15 protein-coding genes are annotated in these 15,500 nt (G+C 62.5%); 8 read left to right on the top strand and 7 right to left on the bottom strand.

The features are described 5' to 3' along the window. The first annotated feature begins 25 nt into the window (after positions 1–25). The 4 genes from pstS (at position 26) to pstB (ending at position 3,895) form a co-directional block, all read left to right on the top strand. Positions 26–1,099, top strand: a complete 1,074-nt coding sequence (gene pstS / locus PQU92_RS13005; RefSeq protein WP_272748658.1) for a phosphate ABC transporter substrate-binding protein PstS — start codon at positions 26–28, stop codon at positions 1,097–1,099. A gap of 150 nt (positions 1,100–1,249) precedes the next feature. Next, the gene (gene pstC / locus PQU92_RS13000; protein WP_272748656.1) at positions 1,250–2,224 is read left to right on the top strand and encodes a phosphate ABC transporter permease subunit PstC; all 975 of its coding nucleotides are present in this window, start codon (positions 1,250–1,252) and stop codon (positions 2,222–2,224) included. Positions 2,225–2,227: 3 nt separating this feature from the next. Further along, positions 2,228–3,079, top strand: coding sequence for a phosphate ABC transporter permease PstA (gene pstA / locus PQU92_RS12995; RefSeq protein WP_272748655.1), 852 nt, complete (start codon positions 2,228–2,230; stop codon positions 3,077–3,079). A gap of 9 nt (positions 3,080–3,088) precedes the next feature. Then, positions 3,089–3,895: a phosphate ABC transporter ATP-binding protein PstB gene (gene pstB / locus PQU92_RS12990; protein WP_272748654.1), complete on the top strand. Its 807-nt coding sequence runs from the start codon at positions 3,089–3,091 to the stop codon at positions 3,893–3,895. 55 nt (positions 3,896–3,950) lie between these two features. Here pstB and PQU92_RS12985 read toward each other — a convergent pair whose 3' ends face one another. The 5 genes from PQU92_RS12985 to lldD all read right to left on the bottom strand — a co-directional run bounded on the left by PQU92_RS12985 (position 3,951) and on the right by lldD (position 8,811). Beyond that, the gene (locus tag PQU92_RS12985) at positions 3,951–5,216 is read right to left on the bottom strand and encodes a hypothetical protein (protein ID WP_272748653.1); all 1,266 of its coding nucleotides are present in this window, start codon (positions 5,214–5,216) and stop codon (positions 3,951–3,953) included. 71 nt (positions 5,217–5,287) lie between these two features. Further along, on the bottom strand, positions 5,288–5,809 hold the full coding sequence (locus tag PQU92_RS12980; RefSeq protein ID WP_272748652.1) for a DUF6438 domain-containing protein: 522 nt from the start codon (positions 5,807–5,809) through the stop codon (positions 5,288–5,290). 64 nt (positions 5,810–5,873) lie between these two features. Continuing rightward, positions 5,874–6,680: a kinase gene (locus PQU92_RS12975; protein WP_272748651.1), complete on the bottom strand. Its 807-nt coding sequence runs from the start codon at positions 6,678–6,680 to the stop codon at positions 5,874–5,876. After that, complete coding sequence (locus PQU92_RS12970) at positions 6,664–7,632, bottom strand: 2-hydroxyacid dehydrogenase (protein ID WP_272748650.1); 969 nt, start codon at positions 7,630–7,632, stop codon at positions 6,664–6,666. The genes PQU92_RS12975 and PQU92_RS12970 overlap by 17 nt, the downstream gene beginning before the upstream one ends. 42 nt (positions 7,633–7,674) lie before the next feature. Beyond that, entirely contained in the window at positions 7,675–8,811 is a 1,137-nt protein-coding gene (lldD, locus tag PQU92_RS12965) for an FMN-dependent L-lactate dehydrogenase LldD (RefSeq protein ID WP_272748649.1), read from the bottom strand. Between the two features lie 182 nt (positions 8,812–8,993). Between lldD and kduD the strand changes: the two genes are divergently transcribed. From kduD to PQU92_RS12950, 3 genes are read left to right on the top strand one after another with little or no spacing between them, the layout of a single operon-like run. Then, positions 8,994–9,758 carry a 2-dehydro-3-deoxy-D-gluconate 5-dehydrogenase KduD gene (gene kduD, locus PQU92_RS12960; RefSeq protein ID WP_272748648.1) on the top strand — a complete coding sequence of 255 codons (765 nt, stop codon included), beginning with the start codon at positions 8,994–8,996 and terminating at the stop codon, positions 9,756–9,758. A 22-nt stretch (positions 9,759–9,780) separates the two neighbouring features. Further along, positions 9,781–10,401 (top strand): LacI family DNA-binding transcriptional regulator, encoded by a 621-nt coding sequence (locus tag PQU92_RS12955; protein ID WP_272748647.1) that lies wholly within the window; start codon positions 9,781–9,783, stop codon positions 10,399–10,401. Positions 10,402–10,426: 25 nt separating this feature from the next. Next, positions 10,427–11,458 (top strand): winged helix-turn-helix domain-containing protein, encoded by a 1,032-nt coding sequence (locus tag PQU92_RS12950; RefSeq protein ID WP_272748646.1) that lies wholly within the window; start codon positions 10,427–10,429, stop codon positions 11,456–11,458. Positions 11,459–11,491: 33 nt separating this feature from the next. On the opposite strand, the gene PQU92_RS12945 is transcribed toward PQU92_RS12950, so the two are convergent. Next, positions 11,492–12,028, bottom strand: a complete 537-nt coding sequence (locus PQU92_RS12945; RefSeq protein WP_272748645.1) for a hypothetical protein — start codon at positions 12,026–12,028, stop codon at positions 11,492–11,494. Between the two features lie 149 nt (positions 12,029–12,177). Between PQU92_RS12945 and PQU92_RS12940 the strand changes: the two genes are divergently transcribed. Continuing rightward, positions 12,178–12,747 (top strand): YdeI/OmpD-associated family protein, encoded by a 570-nt coding sequence (locus PQU92_RS12940; RefSeq protein ID WP_272748644.1) that lies wholly within the window; start codon positions 12,178–12,180, stop codon positions 12,745–12,747. 102 nt (positions 12,748–12,849) lie between these two features. On the opposite strand, the gene PQU92_RS12935 is transcribed toward PQU92_RS12940, so the two are convergent. After that, positions 12,850–15,471 carry a TonB-dependent receptor domain-containing protein gene (locus tag PQU92_RS12935; protein WP_272748643.1) on the bottom strand — a complete coding sequence of 874 codons (2,622 nt, stop codon included), beginning with the start codon at positions 15,469–15,471 and terminating at the stop codon, positions 12,850–12,852. Positions 15,472–15,500: the final 29 nt, after the last annotated feature.

Here is a 15,500-nt window from a genome sequence, read left to right as displayed (position 1 = left end):
CGGCCCTGACTCATCGGAGAGCCTCATGTTCAAACCCTTCGCCGCAGCTGTCGGCGCGCTCGTCCTTCTGGCCGCCTGTTCCAGCGGTGAAGCCCCCAAGACCGAAGCCCCGGCATCGGGCGGTCTGACGGGCGCTGGCTCGACCTTCTTCGCGCCGCTGGCGTCGAAGTGGGCGGAAACCTTCAAGGGGGCGACCGCATCGAACGTCAATTATCAGTCGATCGGCTCCGGCGGCGGCATCAAGCAAATCAAGGCCAAGACGGTCGATTTCGGGGCGTCGGATAAGCCCTTGTCGGTCGAAGACCTTAATGCGGCGGGGCTCTACCAGTTTCCGGTCGTTATGGGCGGCGTCGTCCCTGTGGTCAATGTTCCCGGCGTCGCCGCCGGTAAACTGAACCTGACCGGTCAGGTACTGGCCGATATTTTCATGGGCAAGATCAAGCGCTGGGACGATGCGGCGCTTAAGGCGCTGAACCCTGGCCTGGCCCTGCCGAACCTGCCGATCACGGTCGTTCACCGTGCCGACGGTTCGGGCACAACCTACCTGTTCACGAACTATCTGGCGGCGGTGTCGGCGGAATGGAAGTCCGCGGTCGGGGCATCGGACGCGCTGGAATGGCCGACGGGACTGGGCGGCAAGGGTAATGAAGGCGTTTCGGCCTTCGTAGCGCAAACCACCGGCTCGATCGGTTACGTCGAATTCGCTTACGCCGTCAAGACGGGCGCGGCCTATGCCAACCTGACCAACCATGACGGTCAGACGGTTGCCCCTTCTGCCGAGTCGTTTGCCGCCGCCGCCGCCGGTGCCGACTGGAGCAAGGCCCCCGGCAACCAGCTTCTGCTGCTCGACCAGCCCGGCGCCAAGTCGTGGCCGATCACCGGTGCCGTCTTCGTTCTGGTCTATAAGGATCAGGCCGATGCCGCCAAGGCGAAGGCAACCCTCAACTTCTTCGACTGGGCCTATACCAGCGGCGATGCGGCGGCGGCGGAACTCCACTACGTGCCGATGCCCGCCGAAGTGAAGGCCCTGATCCGCGCTCAGTGGGCCAAGGAAATCACATCGGGCGGTCAGCCGGTTTATGTGCCGGCCGCGAAGTAGTTGCAAAAAAGCGTTTGCCGCGACAAAAAGACGGTCTATGGAGCGGGTTCCCCACAAGGGAACCCCTCTTTGATTGCAAGGTATCGTAAAACCTTCATACAGACCGTTTAAGCCCTGAGAGCAGAAGCGACCTCGATGGATTTTAAAAGCATGGCCTTCAATGTTACACAGGCGGCTAAAAACGGGATAGCGGGCGTATCTGCCCCGCTCCCGAAAAAGGACCTGGCTGACCCTATCTTCAGAGCGGTGGCTTTTTCGGCAGCAACGCTGCTGCTGATCACGCTGGGTGGCCTGCTCGTCTCGCTGGTTATCGGCGGGTGGCCCGCCCTGTCGACGTTCGGCCTCGGATTTTTCACCTCGACGACATGGAACCCTGCAACCGAGGTGTTTGGCGCCGCCGGCCCCATTGTCGGCACCCTGCTCACCGCCGTCATCGCCCTCGCCTTCGCCCTGCCGATCGCCATCTGCATTGCGGTTTTCCTGACTCAGTTCTGCCCCAAGATCATCGCCCAGCCGATTTCGACGGCGATCGAGCTTCTGGCCGGTATCCCGTCGATCGTCTACGGCATGTGGGGCCTGTTCGTCTTCGCGCCGTGGTTCGCCAAAACCATCCAGTTGCCACTGCTGTTGTCCGTCGATCCTGACAGCCTCTGGGGCAAGCTGTTCGCCGGGGTGCCGAACGGGGCCAACATACTGACGGCGTCGACCATTCTGGCCATCATGATCCTGCCCTATATGGCCGCCGTCTTCCGTGAGCTGTTTCGTTCGGTGCCGCCGCAGGTGCGCGAGGCCGCCTTCGGTCTGGGTTGTACGCCCTTCGAAGTGGTGTCGTCGGTCCTCATCCCCTATGTCCAGAAGGGCATGATCGGTGTCATCATGCTGGGCTTCGGCCGGGCGCTGGGTGAAACCATGGCCGTGACCTTCATCATCGGCAACGCCCACGGATTCCCCGAATCGCTGTTTGCCTCCGGCTCTACCCTCGCCTCGACCATCGCCAACGAATTTACCGAAGCGACCGGCGACCTTCATACCTCGGCCCTGATCGCACTCGGCCTTGTCCTGTTCATGATAACCTTCGGCGTCCTGGCCATGGCTCGCGCGCTGCTATCGTCGCAAAGGTACTAACCCATGGCCCTTGCTCTTTCTCGCGCCACGCGCCGAAAACTGGCGTCTCAGGTCTTTGTGGCCGTATGTATCGGCGCGGCCGCCCTGGCCCTGCTGGCCCTGTCGCTGATCATGTTCTCTCTGTTTACCAAGGGCTTTGGCGGGATGAACCTGATGGTCTTCACCGCCGACACGCCCGGGCCCGACTCCGCGGGGGGCCTGCGCAACGCGATTGTCGGCTCGGTCATCATGTGTGCTCTGGCCATGATGCTGGCCGTCGTTATCGGCGTTCTGGCCGGGACCTGGTTGTCGGAAATCGGCGGCAACAGCCCCTATGGCCACGTGGTACGCTTCCTTAACGACGTGCTGCTGTCCGCACCCTCCATCCTGATCGGTCTGTTCATCTACGAGCTTCTGGTCCGCCCGATGCACGGCTTCTCGGCCTGGGCCGGCGCCATCGCGCTCGGCATTCTGGCGACCCCTATCGTGACGCGTACCACCGAAGATATCCTCAACCTGCAACCCAACGCGTTGCGCGAAGCCGGTATGGCGCTCGGGGCTTCGCAATGGGTCACGGTCCGCAAGATTATATGGAAGGCGGCAGGCGCCGGCCTTTTGACCGGCGGCCTTCTGGGGTTCGCCCGCATTTCGGGTGAAACCGCACCGCTTCTGTTCACCGCGCTGAACAACCAGTTCTTCAGCCTCAATATGAATCAGCCGATGGCCTCGTTGCCCGGTGTCATCTTCCAGTTCGCCATGTCCCCCTTCGACACCTGGCAGGAACTGGCCTGGGCCGGTGCGCTTCTGATCACCGTTACGGTTCTCGCCATCAATATTCTGGGGCGGTGGATCGCCCGCGACACAGATCACAAATAGGCTTCACCCATGTCCGATACCGAAACCGAATTCAAAAGCGTCATCACGCCGCCGCCGGCCGACCAGATCGTACTGGAAACGCGCCATCTCAACTTCTTCTACGGCACGCATCAGTCGCTGTTCGACGTCTCGATCCCCGTCAAGCGCAACGGCATCACCGCCCTGATCGGCCCGTCGGGCTGCGGGAAGTCGACGCTGCTGCGCACGATGAACCGTATGTACGACCTCTATCCGGGTCAACGCGCCGAAGGGGAAATCCTCATCGACGGCGAGAATGTCATCGGGCCCAAGATCGATGTGACGGCGCTGCGCGCCAAGGTCGGCATGGTATTCCAGAAGCCGACCCCTTTCCCGATGTCGATCTACGACAACGTCGCGTTCGGCGTAAAGCTGTACCACAAGAAGTCGAAGGCCGAGATGGACGAGGTCGTCGAAACCAGCTTGCGCCGCGCCGCCCTGTGGGACGAGGTGAAGGACAAGCTGAACAAGTCCGGCCTGTCGCTGTCGGGTGGCCAGCAGCAGCGTCTGTGCGTGGCGCGCGGCATCGCGGTCGAGCCGGAAATCCTGCTGCTCGACGAACCGGCCTCGGCGCTCGACCCGATCTCGACGGCCAAGCTTGAGGACACGCTCGAAGAACTGAAGCGCGACATCACGATCATCATTGTGACGCACAACCTGCAACAGGCGGCGCGCCTCAGCGACTATACGGGCTTCATGTATCTGGGCAAGCTGATCGAGTTCGGCCCGACCGAGACGCTCTTCGTCAATCCGAAGTGCGAAAAGACCTCGGACTATATCGGCGGCCGCTTTGGTTAAGTCCGGCACGTTTCCACATTAAAAACCCCGGCCTGATGACGTCAGGCCGGGGTTTTTAATTCAGCGGCCTGTACGGCAGCGCGGCCTTTGCCGGATCGCGCAGAACCTCTTTCACATAGCCATAGTTGAAGCGCTGCGTCATTGCCTTATAGATCGCTACGTCGCGCGGCGGTGAATAGTCGGCGATGCGCGGAAAGGTGATGGTGATCCACTGCGGATCGCCCTTGGCGGCGCGGGCATAGACCGCCGGGTCGATCTTATAGAGCGGATACAATACCCCCCGGTCGCCATCACCGAATACGTCCCAGCCGCTGGCAAAACTGCCGGACAGGTACTGCATGTTGCGCACCCTCGCGGGCTTATCCAGCTCCCCCGCGTGACGCTGACGCATCCGCGCCACGTCGGTCATCCGCGCGCTGAAGGTCGCCGGATCGGAGGGGTCGGTGACCTGCATACGCCTGAATCCGGCCTCGGCTATGTCCAGCGCCTCGCCGATCGACACCGGCACGACCGGCAGCCGACCGTTCGTCCCCAGCACCACGACAATTCGGCCCGTATTGACATAGACCACCGCGTCAGGCCCGACGGCGCGGCGCACAGCGGCGATTTCCGCGATATGTTCGGCGCGTATCTTCGGATCGACCCACGTGCCGTCCGGGTCGACATACATGGTGAAATAGAAGCTGTCCGGCGTATTGAACTCCCACGCGCCGTCCGCCCCGACAAGCCCGTTGGCGTAGATATTGATCCCCGATTCCGACGGGATAGGCGAGCGCGTCAGCTTGCCGTTTTTCATCGTCGGGTGCTGTATGATGACGCCCAGACCATAGGCGACCGGGCGATATTCCTTCATCCCCGCTTTATAAGGATCGATCGTGCGAAAGGCCTGCGGCAGACCACCAAGCGGTGTATAGCTGGCGTGCAGCCACTGCTCGAACCGGTCGATCCATTTCACCCGCGCGGGTGTGTGGCTGATATTGGTTTTCAGCTCCGCCGGCCCGGCATTGCCGCGCGTTTCCAGTCCATCGCTCCAGCTATAGAGCCGCGTATGCAGGTCCGGTTCTTTCTCCATGCTGCCGCTCAACCGGCCGCCCTTGGCGACGATGGCGTCGATATCGGCAAGGGTCTCGCCATCGGCGACCACCGGCAGGTTTTGTGTTTGCGGCGCAGGCTTCGGCTTGACGGCTTCGCGCGCCTTACGCTCGGCCTCCTGTTTGGCCCGATCGACCAGCCCGCCGAGGAAATCCTGAGCCGTCAGAACACCGGGCGTCAGGGCGATGACCGCCGCCCCGGTGAGTGCCAAAACCTGCTGCCGTGTCATCTGCTCACCTGCCGGATGCGGTATCTGCTACCCACAGGTTCGCGCAGAGCGACGTTATCGTCAACCTAAACTTACCCTCGCGACACACCCGGACGCGTGGTCTGCTTCGTCCAGGCCTCAATACCGAGTTGGGTCGGAAGCCCCTCCATCACCTTGTTCAGCACATCATTTTTGGGCGAGCGGCAACCCTTGTCGTGGATCAGCGTCGTCTTCGCGCCGTCAGGCGCGGTCCATGTGATCGTATAGGTTTGCAGATCGCTGACACGCTGATCGCAGTCCGTATGTACCGTCGTGCCCGCCGCCGGGCGATAGGCGGCCAGGGCCCGCGATACCCGGTTATAGGCGTCCCCACCGGCGTCGCGTGTCTTTGCGCCCAGCTCCGCCGTGTGGCGTTCGCCGGAATAGGTCAGGTGGCCCGACGACGTGACTTCGACACTATAGACCGGGCAAAAGCCGAAACACGGCCCGACCGAATAGGAAATGGTCTCCTTGTCACCGGTCGGCAGCGGATCGCCGGACATGGTCGCACAGGCGGACAGGCCGAGTGCCAGAAGTCCGGCAGCAGTGAAGCTAAGGGTACGGATCGTAAGCATGGTCACTCCTGAAACCAATCGTTTGCCCGTCTTAGGCAGCGATCATGTCGGGATTGTGGACCGCTTATAAAGGATCGATGATATCCACCGGTTGTCGCTGGGCATCGAGCCGGATGGTCAGGTCGGCGCGAGCGGGCATCTCCGTCAGAATATGTCGCGTCAGGCGTTCATAGTGCTGGATAAAGCGCGTGATTTGAACATCTTCCATGCCACCGGTGCGGCCCTCAAGCGCCAGTTTGCGGCGCAGGTCGTGCTCCTGCTGTGTGCGCCAGCCCTGCACGACCTCGAACCCCGGCGCGGCCAGCAGGATCAACCGGTCGAGTTTCGCAAACAGCGCCGCATAGGGTCCGGCGAGTTGCGCATTGACGTAGCGCCGCCACACACCGTCCGGGTCTTCGTCGCGTTCCAGTGCATTGACCGGTGCGATCAGATCGGTCTCGACCTGCGACACCGCCCCCACGCACCAACCTTCGAGGAGCAGGACGCCAGCAAACATATCCTCTTTGCCGCAGGGCACGGGTCGATCTGTCGCCTTGTCGAAACGCGGCGAACTAACCGCCTGTCCACGACGAAAGGCGTCGATGATCCGGATGCCTGAAATCGGGTCGTGCGTCCCCGGCACACCCCGCGTCTTAAACAGCGGATGTGCGGCAACCGGCCGGTCCTCGGGTGCCAGATAGAGATCGTCCAGTGAAAGGATGACCGTCGCAATATCGCGAGCGTTCAGCCCGGTCGCCACAGCTTCACAAAGCGTGGATTTACCGGAACCCTGCGCACCGCAAATCCCGACAACCAGCGGCGCGGCTCCGCGCCAGCCTTCGATAGCGCGAATGACGATGTCCGCCGAATTGAGGTCAGGCAATCCCGTCAAGCAGGTCTTCTCCGGCAAAGAAGCGATCCAGATTATAGGCGGCGCGCAGGCCCATATTGTTGCGCGTCTCGACCGTCGCCGAACCCAGATGCGGCAAGAGAACCGCATTGTCGAGCGGCAACAGCGCCGGGTTCACCACCGGTTCTTTCTGATAGACATCGAGGCCCGCCGCTGCGATCGTCCGCGCGTCCAGGGCTTCGGCCAGTTCGATTTCGTTCACCACCGATCCGCGCGCCGTATTGATCAGGATGGCGGTCGGCTTCATCCGTTTGAGCAGGGCCGCATTGATCATATGATGCGTCCCGGCTCCGCCCGGCGTGTGTAGCGACAGGACATCCGCCTGCGCGGCCAGTTCGTCGAGCGAGCCCACATAACGGGCGTCGAACGCTGCCTCGATCTCCGGTGCGACACGATTTCGGCTGTAATAGGCGATGTTCATGCCCAGAGCCGCCTTCGCCTTCCGCGCCGTCGCCTGACCAATGCGTCCGAACCCGGCAAGGCCCAGGGTCTTGCCATCGAGGCTTTGCCCCAGAAACTGCGTCGGCTTCCAGCCGTTCCAGTCGCCGTTGCGCAGGCCACGTTCGGCCTCCGACGCCCGGCGGCTGGTCATCAGGATCAATAGCAGCGCGATTTCCGCCGTCGCCTCGGTCAGGACGTCCGGGGTATTGGAAACGCGTATGCCCGCCGCCTTGGCCGCGTTCAGGTCGATATGCTCGAATCCCGCACCGAAATTGGCAATCATCTTTACTCGCGCATCGGCGACGCTCAGCACCTCCGCCGTCAGCTTGTCGGTAACGGTCGGGCACAGGGCATCGTACTCACCCATGGCCGCGATCAGTTGATCCTTCGTCAGCGGCACACCGCTGTCATTGACCGTGACATCATATCGAGCCTTGAGATACGCGAACGCGCCTTCGGGCCACGGACGCGTCAGCAGGATTTTGGGCGGCATGACGGTCTCCCTCTCAATACACCCCGCGTGACGGAGGCGTATTTACTTACTTACCAAACACTGCGGGCCGATTTCCTTGATCGACTTGACGCCGGTGAGCGCCATGGCCACGCGCATTTCCTTTTCGAACAGGGTCAGCAGGTTCTCGACCCCCGCCTGACCGTGGGTCGCCAGCGCATAGATGAACGCCCGGCCCAGCAGCACGCCGTCGGCCCCCAGCGCGATCATGCGCACCACATCGAGACCCGTGCGGATGCCTGAGTCGGCCAGAATGGTGATCTTGCCCTTGACCGCCTCGGCAATCGCCGGCAGGGCCCGGGCCGACGACAAAACGCCGTCCAACTGACGCCCGCCGTGGTTCGACACCACGATTCCGTCGGCGCCGAAGGTCACCGCGTCCTTGGCGTCTTCCGGATCGAGGATGCCCTTGATGATCATCGGGCCCTTCCAGAAGTCGCGGATCCACTCCAGATCCTTCCACGAGATCGACGGGTCGAAATTGGCCCCCAGCCAGCCGATATAGTCGGCCAGCCCCGTCGCCTTACCCAGATATTTCGACACATTGCCCAGATCGTGCGGACGCCCGAGCAGACCGACATCGACGGCCCATTCCGGGTGGGTCGCCGCCTGCCACAAACGGCGGAGTTCGGCGTTCGGGCCGCTCATGCCCGAGTGCATGTCACGGTAGCGCGCGCCCGGCACCGGCATATCGACGGTAAAGACCAGCTTTGTGATCCCCGCCGCCTGCGCGCGCTCCAGCGCGTTCTTCATGAAGCCGCGATCTTTGAGCACGTAGAGCTGGAACCAGATCGAGCGGTCGCAGTTGGACTGCACCTCTTCGATGGAACAGACGCTGACGGTCGACAGGGTCAGGGGGATACCCTTCTTCGCTGCCGCCTTCGCCGCCTGAACCTCGCCGCGACGGGCATACATGCCGGTCAGGCCGACCGGGGCCAGCACGGTCGGCATGGCCAGTTTCTCGCCGAACAGTTCGGTCTCAAGGCTTAAGCTTGCCACGTCCTTCAGGATGCGCTGACGCAGGGCGACGTCGGACAGGTCTTCGACATTGCGCTTCAGCGTATGTTCGGCATAGGCGCCGCCGTCGATATAGTGAAACAGGAACGGCGGCAGCTTGCGGCGGGCGGCTTCGCGATAGTCGGTAGAGGCGGAAATGATCATCGGAAGGCCCTGAGTCTTATGCAATGGATTATCGGCAGGTACTAACACGCGAGTGAAGCCCGATGCAATTGCTCCCGCTTCCAAATGATCAATTGAGAGCGAAATCGATCACACTAATAAAAGCCTTCCCTCTCCCTTTTTGCCTGTGCTACCGGTGAAATCGAATAGGAGACCTTAAGACTATGTCCGCTGCTGCCATGTTCGACCTGACCGGAAAAATCGCCCTGATCACCGGGGCCAATCGCGGTCTGGGGCAAGGCATGGCCCTGGCTTTGGCCGAAGCCGGGGCGGATATCTGCGCGGTGGGGTCGTCCAACGCCAACGATACGGCGCAGAAGGTTGCGGCCATCGGTCGCAGGTTCCATTTCATCAAGGCCGATCTGATGTCGTCGATCGACCCCATCGCCGGGATCGTCGCCGAGACGCTGGAGGTCATGGGGGGGCTCGATATCCTCGTCAACAATGCCGGCGGTATCCGTCGCGGCGAGATCACCGAATTCAGCGAACAGGACTGGGACGAGGTGATGACCCTGAACCTCAAATCGCTGTTCTTCATGTGTCAGGCTGCTGGTAAACACATGATTTCACAGGGTTCCGGCAAGATCATCAACACCGCCTCCCTGATGTCGTTTCAGGGCGGCATCCGCGTCCCGTCCTACACCGCCTCGAAGTCGGGCGTCGCCGGGATCACGCGTCTGCTAGCCAACGAATGGGCGGCGAAAGGCATCAATGTCAATGCCATCGCCCCGGGCTATATGGCCACCGAACTCACCGAAGCCCTGCAAAACGACCCTTCGCGCGCCGATGCGATCCTCAGCCGCATCCCCGCCGCGCGCTGGGGGACGCCCGCCGATGTCGGCGGCGCGACGGTTTTTCTCGCCGCCCCCGTGTCAAATTATGTAAACGGAGTTATACTCCCCGTCGATGGCGGGTGGCTGGCTCGCTGATTTAGCGTAAATAAGGACACAGATGACCACTCAGACCTTTCCGGTAGCCGCGCCCCTCAAGATGGCCGATATCGCGCGTATGGCCGGAGTCTCCGTATCCACCGTCTCCCGCGCCCTGGCCGGCAGCCCGCTGATCCCGAAGGCGCTCCGTGACAAGATCACCGCCATCGCCGACGAAAACGGCTATGTCGTCAACCACGCGGCGCGCAATCTGCGCCTCAAGACGACGCGGACCATCGGTCTGGTCCTGCCCGAAGACAACGACCGTAAGCTGCGCGATCCCGGCCTGCTGCACCTGATGGGTGCCCTGACGCAGGAAGTGTTCAAGCGCGGTTACGAGCTTCTGGTGCTCAAGACCCCGGCCAAGCGCTCAGGTGCCCTGAAAGACCTCGTGCAGTCGCAGCGCTTCGACGGCATGCTGGTCCTGCCCGACACCGCCGAGGACCAGCATGAGGCACTGAACGAACTGGCCCGCTATTACGCGCCGCTGGTCGTGTGGGGCCGCCTGCCCGACCACAGCTATTGCGGCGTCGAAGCCGTCGAGGACCGTCCTCAGATCGACGAAAGCGCCGAGGAAATGGTCGACCTGCTGTTCCGCCGCCTCAACGGCGAAAAGACGGAAGAGACGAAAGCCGCGGAATAGGCCGTCAATCGCTTAAGGCCCCCGAATGGTATCCGGTAGCTACCATTTTGATCGCTTCGTGCTCGATGCGCGTGACCGCCGCCTGCTGCGCGACGGCGTCGCCGTCGAGGTGAGCGCCCGCTATCTCGACGCCCTGATCCTGCTGGTCAGCGAACCCGGCACGCTCGTCTCGAAGGACCGGTTTCTCGACGAGGTCTGGCAAGGCGTGCCGGTGACCGACGAAGCCCTTACCCAGTGCATCCGCAGTCTGCGAAGGGTGCTGGACGACGACGCGGGACGACCGCGCTTCATCGAAACCGTCGTCAAACACGGCTACCGCTTTATCGCCCCGGTCGACACCGCCGCCCCTGTTGCAGCGCCTGTCATAGCTCTGGAGCAGAGTTCCGATTACCGCCCCCTGCTTGGGCAAGGCCTGATCGGCACCTTGGGAGCCAGCGTCGCCGGAGGACTCGGCGGCCTGCTTTATGGCTTCGGCGCGGCGGCGCAGTCAGCGCAGGGCGCGTCGGTGCTGCTGGTCCTGCTCTGCCTGACAACGCTCATCGCCACCCTTGGCGGCGCGGGCGTCAGTTTCGGCATCGCTGCGGGCCGTTCGCGCGGTAACCATCTGTGGGGATCGGTACTCGGCGGCGCGGCGGGCGGCCTTGTCGTCGGCGCGGTGGTCAAGCTGCTCGGCCTCGACGCCTTCACCCTGCTGTTCGGTCAGTCACCGGGCGAGATTACCGGTGCCCCGGAAGGCCTGCTGCTGGGGGCGGCGGTCGGTTTAGGGGCGGGACTGGCGGAACGATTTACATTGAAACGCGGTATAGCGCTGGCGGCGTTGTGTGGCGGCCTTAGCGGCATGGGCATCACGCTGATGGGCGGCCGGATGATGATGGGCAGCCTCGTCCTGCTGGCGCAGCATTTTCCCGGTTCGCGGTTGAATTTTGACGGGATGTGGCGCCTGTTCGGCGAGAACGGCTTCGGACCGGTCAGTCAGATGGTGACCGCCGGCCTCGAAGGGGCGCTGTTCGCCGGATGTATTGTCGGCGCTATGAAGCTTTTTCAGCCGCGCATCTGATTCCAAAAACCGCGCACACTTTTTGGGATGCGCTTAGGAAGCGTTAGCCGCCTTGTGAAACAGAGCCGCCGACACCAGCCACGACACGCCGAACATCGCGGTCAGGATCGCCGCCGGATAACCGTCCGACAGGGCGATCACCGCACCGACGCCCTGCACCAGCGCCATGGCCATCAGCACCCACACCAGACCGCTGGCCCTGAAGCGCACGATCAGCGTTCCGATCAGTCCGACCAGCAGCACCGCGGCAAAGATCAGGTTGGCCGGATTGTCCTCAGCCCCGATGATCCCGACGGCGAGGCTGACCCAGACCAGCCCGAAGCCGGTCAGGATGGCCAGACCCGCTGCGGCGCGATACGCCCAGTTTCCGCTCAACCGCACCGCCAGTTCGAACGCCCCCAGCGCGCATAGAAGCATGGTGCCGAAGAGGACGAAATCGCTGCCCGTCCATGCGACTTCGGTGGTGAACTGCATGGCGATCAGCGGCAGCAACAGCAAGGCCCCTGCCCCGCCCCACAGAAACAGGCGCCACGTCTTGCGCCACAGATCGGGTTTTGTTGTCTCAAGCATCGGTTTTACCTCCTAAAATGAAGGCCTTACCTAACCCTGATCCACATGAGCGACATGAGGACCGCCTGAGATCGCGGTGAAAACCACCGTACTGACAGATTTTTGTCCAACGCAAGGCGAAGATGTCGGCCTCTTTTGAGGGATCGATCATGACGCCCACGCATTACCTGCCTTTCGCTACACGCGACGACCTTTCGGCCTGGCTGGCCGAACATCATGCCACGAAGACCGAACTTTGGGTGCGGATGTACAAGAAGGCCGCCGCCCTCCCCTCGGTGACATGGGAAGACTGCGTCGTGGTGGCCCTGATGTGGGGCTGGATCGACGGCCAGCGGCAGGCGCTTGACGAGATTTCGTTCGTGCAGCGGTTATCGCCGCGCCGCCCCGGGTCCAACTGGTCGAAAAAGAACTGCGACCACGTGGAGCGGCTTATGACCGAAGGCCTGATGCAACCGTCGGGTCTGCGCCATGTCGAAGCTGCCCGTGCCGATGGCCGCTGGGACAGCGCCTATGCCGGATCGTCGGAGATGGCCATGCCGGCGGACTTTCTTGCGGCGCTGGCGGATGACCCCAAGGCCGCAACGTTTTACAGTACGCTGAATCGCGCCAACCTGTTCGCCATCTATCACCGTCTGCAAACCGCCAAACGCCCGGAAACGCGAGCCAAGCGGATGGTGGATATTCTCGGCAGACTGCGGGAAGGCACCAAATGGCATTAGTCATAGATACCCCGCCACTATCGGGGGAATGGTGACCGCCTGATCCATGAAAAAGCCCTCCGGTTCGCACCGGAGGGCTCAATTCTTACCGACACACGTGCCTTAGAACGTCGTCGACAAGCTGACCGAGACCGAGGTACCCGGGTCGTAGCGGTCGACATAGACGCGCTTGCTGTTGACCGTCTGGTATTCCTTGTACTCGGTGCCGCCCAGGTTACGCGCCTCGACCTGAAGGTTCAGGTCGCGACCGAAGGTAGTGAAGCCCTTGCGATAGACGAAATCGACCTGAGTGCCCGGCTCCTGCATGATGTCGGGGTCGCCGACGATGCCCGAACCGCGGACCGAGATGCGCTCGCTGACATAGGTCAGCAGAAGCGTGGCCTGCGACTTGGCCTCATCGTCCTGCCAGCCGAACTGGAGGTTGGCGAGGTGGTCCGACTGACCTTGCAGCTTGGCGCCGTCCTTGATGTAGAGCGAGGCTTCGACCGGCTGGAAGGTCGTGCGGCTGAAGGCGATCTTGTCGCCCGTCTTCACCTGCACGCTGGAGTCGGTGAAGGTGTAGTTGGCCTGAACCAGCCATTCCTTGCCGTCGAAGAACTTGCCCTGCATCGGGCTTTCGAACAGGCCCTTGTAGTCGACTTCGAAGCCTTGAATCTTCGCCTTGGGGGCGTTGACGAAGGTCTGCTGAAGCTGGGTGCCGGTCGAGATGGTTTCGACCGGGTTGTCGAGCGTCTTGTGGAACAGACCGGCGGTCAGGTATTCGCCCGCGCCGTAGTACCACTCGTACCGCGCATCCAGATTGGTCAGCTCGGTGTCCTTCAGGAACGGGTTACCGGTGAAGGAACGGTCGCTGTCGGATTCGCGGAAGGTCGGCTCGGCCAGTTCGCGGAACTGCGGGCGGCCGATGGTCTTGGACGCGCCGAAGCGGAGCTGCATGTCTTCCTTGAAGTTCCAGGTCGCGGTCGCCGACGGCAGGACGTAGCTTTCCTTGATGACCGTCGAGGCGCGGTCCGGCTTGGCGTTGGTCTGGTACAGGTAGCTCAGATCCGAGCGTTCCTTGCCGTTTTCGAAACGCACACCGGCGGCCACACGAACCAGCGGCAGGACGGCGACGTCGGTCTTGATGTAGTAGGCCTGAACGATCAGACCGGCCTTGTAGGCTTGAGGTGAATCCGAACCGGTTTCCCACAGTTGCAGGAAGTCCGGACGGATATTGTAGTCCGAGAACAGGTAGTCGACGCGGGTATATTTGGCGAGCGAGTCGTTGACCGACTTGAACTCGAAGGCCCGGCGCTGATAGTCGCGCTGGTTGTCGAGGGTCGACGCGCCGACCATCAGCTTGCCGTCGCGACCGTCGCCCAGCGAATAGTCCCAGGTCAGGTTCGCGCCGAGATACTTGGCCGTGTCCTTCAGGTTCGAGAAGGCCGTCTCGTTACCACCGCCATTGCGCAGGTCGGTGAAATAGAGGCCGTTCAGCGCACCGCCCGAGGTGTCGAGCTGGTAGTTGATGAACTTGTCGTACGGCGTGTCGCGGACGGTGACGGCGTAGGAGGCCGTCCAGTCGAGCGTCAGGGTCGAGGTCAGGGCATGGTTGCCCGTCAACTGGCTGAGGCCCAGCTCGCGCTGATACCAGCCGGTGCGGTCCTTACGGTAGAAGAAGCCGTTCGAGTTGTAGCCATCGCGGGTGGCGGCGAACTTCGTCGTCTTGCGGATATACATGCCGGTCCACTTGACCGTATGGCCGCCGTGCGTATAGCCGAGGCTAAGCAGGCCGTTCCACGAGACGTTGTTGGCCGAGTTTTCGTAGTCGTCCTCATAGTGGACGCCGCGCTTGACCGACCAGTTGTTGGAGAAATCGCCGACGGCGACCACGCCCAGTCGACCACCAAGCACGTCATAGGCGTCGCCCAGACCGAGATTGGTGCTGAAGTTCGGCGTCGGACGACCGATTTGCAGCAGGTTCAGGTCGGCATTGGTGAAGGACTGACCGATGGTCTGAAGCTCTTTCGTGGCACCGGTGCCGGTCGAGGGGTAGTTGTTCGGGTTGATCAGCTTGCCCTTACCCATGGCCGTGCGCAGGGCGTCCGGCAGGCTGCGCGCGCCGTCGTCATAGCCCAGCCAGTCGGTGACCGAACCGAAATAGGTGACGGTCTTCTTGCCGGTCGTTTCCGTGTTGTAGCCGGTGCCGACGCCGAAGGTCAGGAAGCTGTCGCGCGGGATAGCCAGGGTTTGCAGGTCGACGACACCGCCGCCGAACTCACCGGGGAATTCCGCCGAATAGGTCTTCTGGACCGAGACGCGGCCCAGCAGCGAGGCCGGGAACAGGTCGAGCGGCACGACGCGTTGCAGCGGCTCGGGCGACGGCAGCGGCGCGCCGTTCAGCAGGGCCGAAGAGTAGCGCTCGCCAAGGCCGCGCACATAGATGAACTTGCCTTCGACGATGCTGAGGCCGGCGACGCGGGTCAGGGCGGCGGCGGCGTTGTCGTCGCCGGTACGCTTGAGGTCTTCGGTCGTCAGGATCGCCGAGACTTCGGCGGTGCGGCGCATCGTCTTGGGGACGTTCTTGCCGCGCACGACGACTTCGGTGATTTCCTTTTCGGCCGCCGGGGCGGCGTTGGCGTCCGCGGCCGGAGGGGTTTGGTCTTGCGCCGTGGCAGCGGAGACCGCCGCCAGCGACGTGGTGGCCATCAGCAAGGCGCCGAGGGAGAGAGTGTGCAGTTTCATGGGATCAACCTTTGCTGAAGGACAGGGCA

It is taken from the genome of Asticcacaulis aquaticus (genome assembly GCF_028550415.1).
Lineage (GTDB): Bacteria > Pseudomonadota > Alphaproteobacteria > Caulobacterales > Caulobacteraceae > Asticcacaulis > Asticcacaulis aquaticus.
The sequence above is the reverse complement of the archived record's forward strand: the minus strand, read 5'-3'. Positions and strand labels throughout refer to the sequence as shown.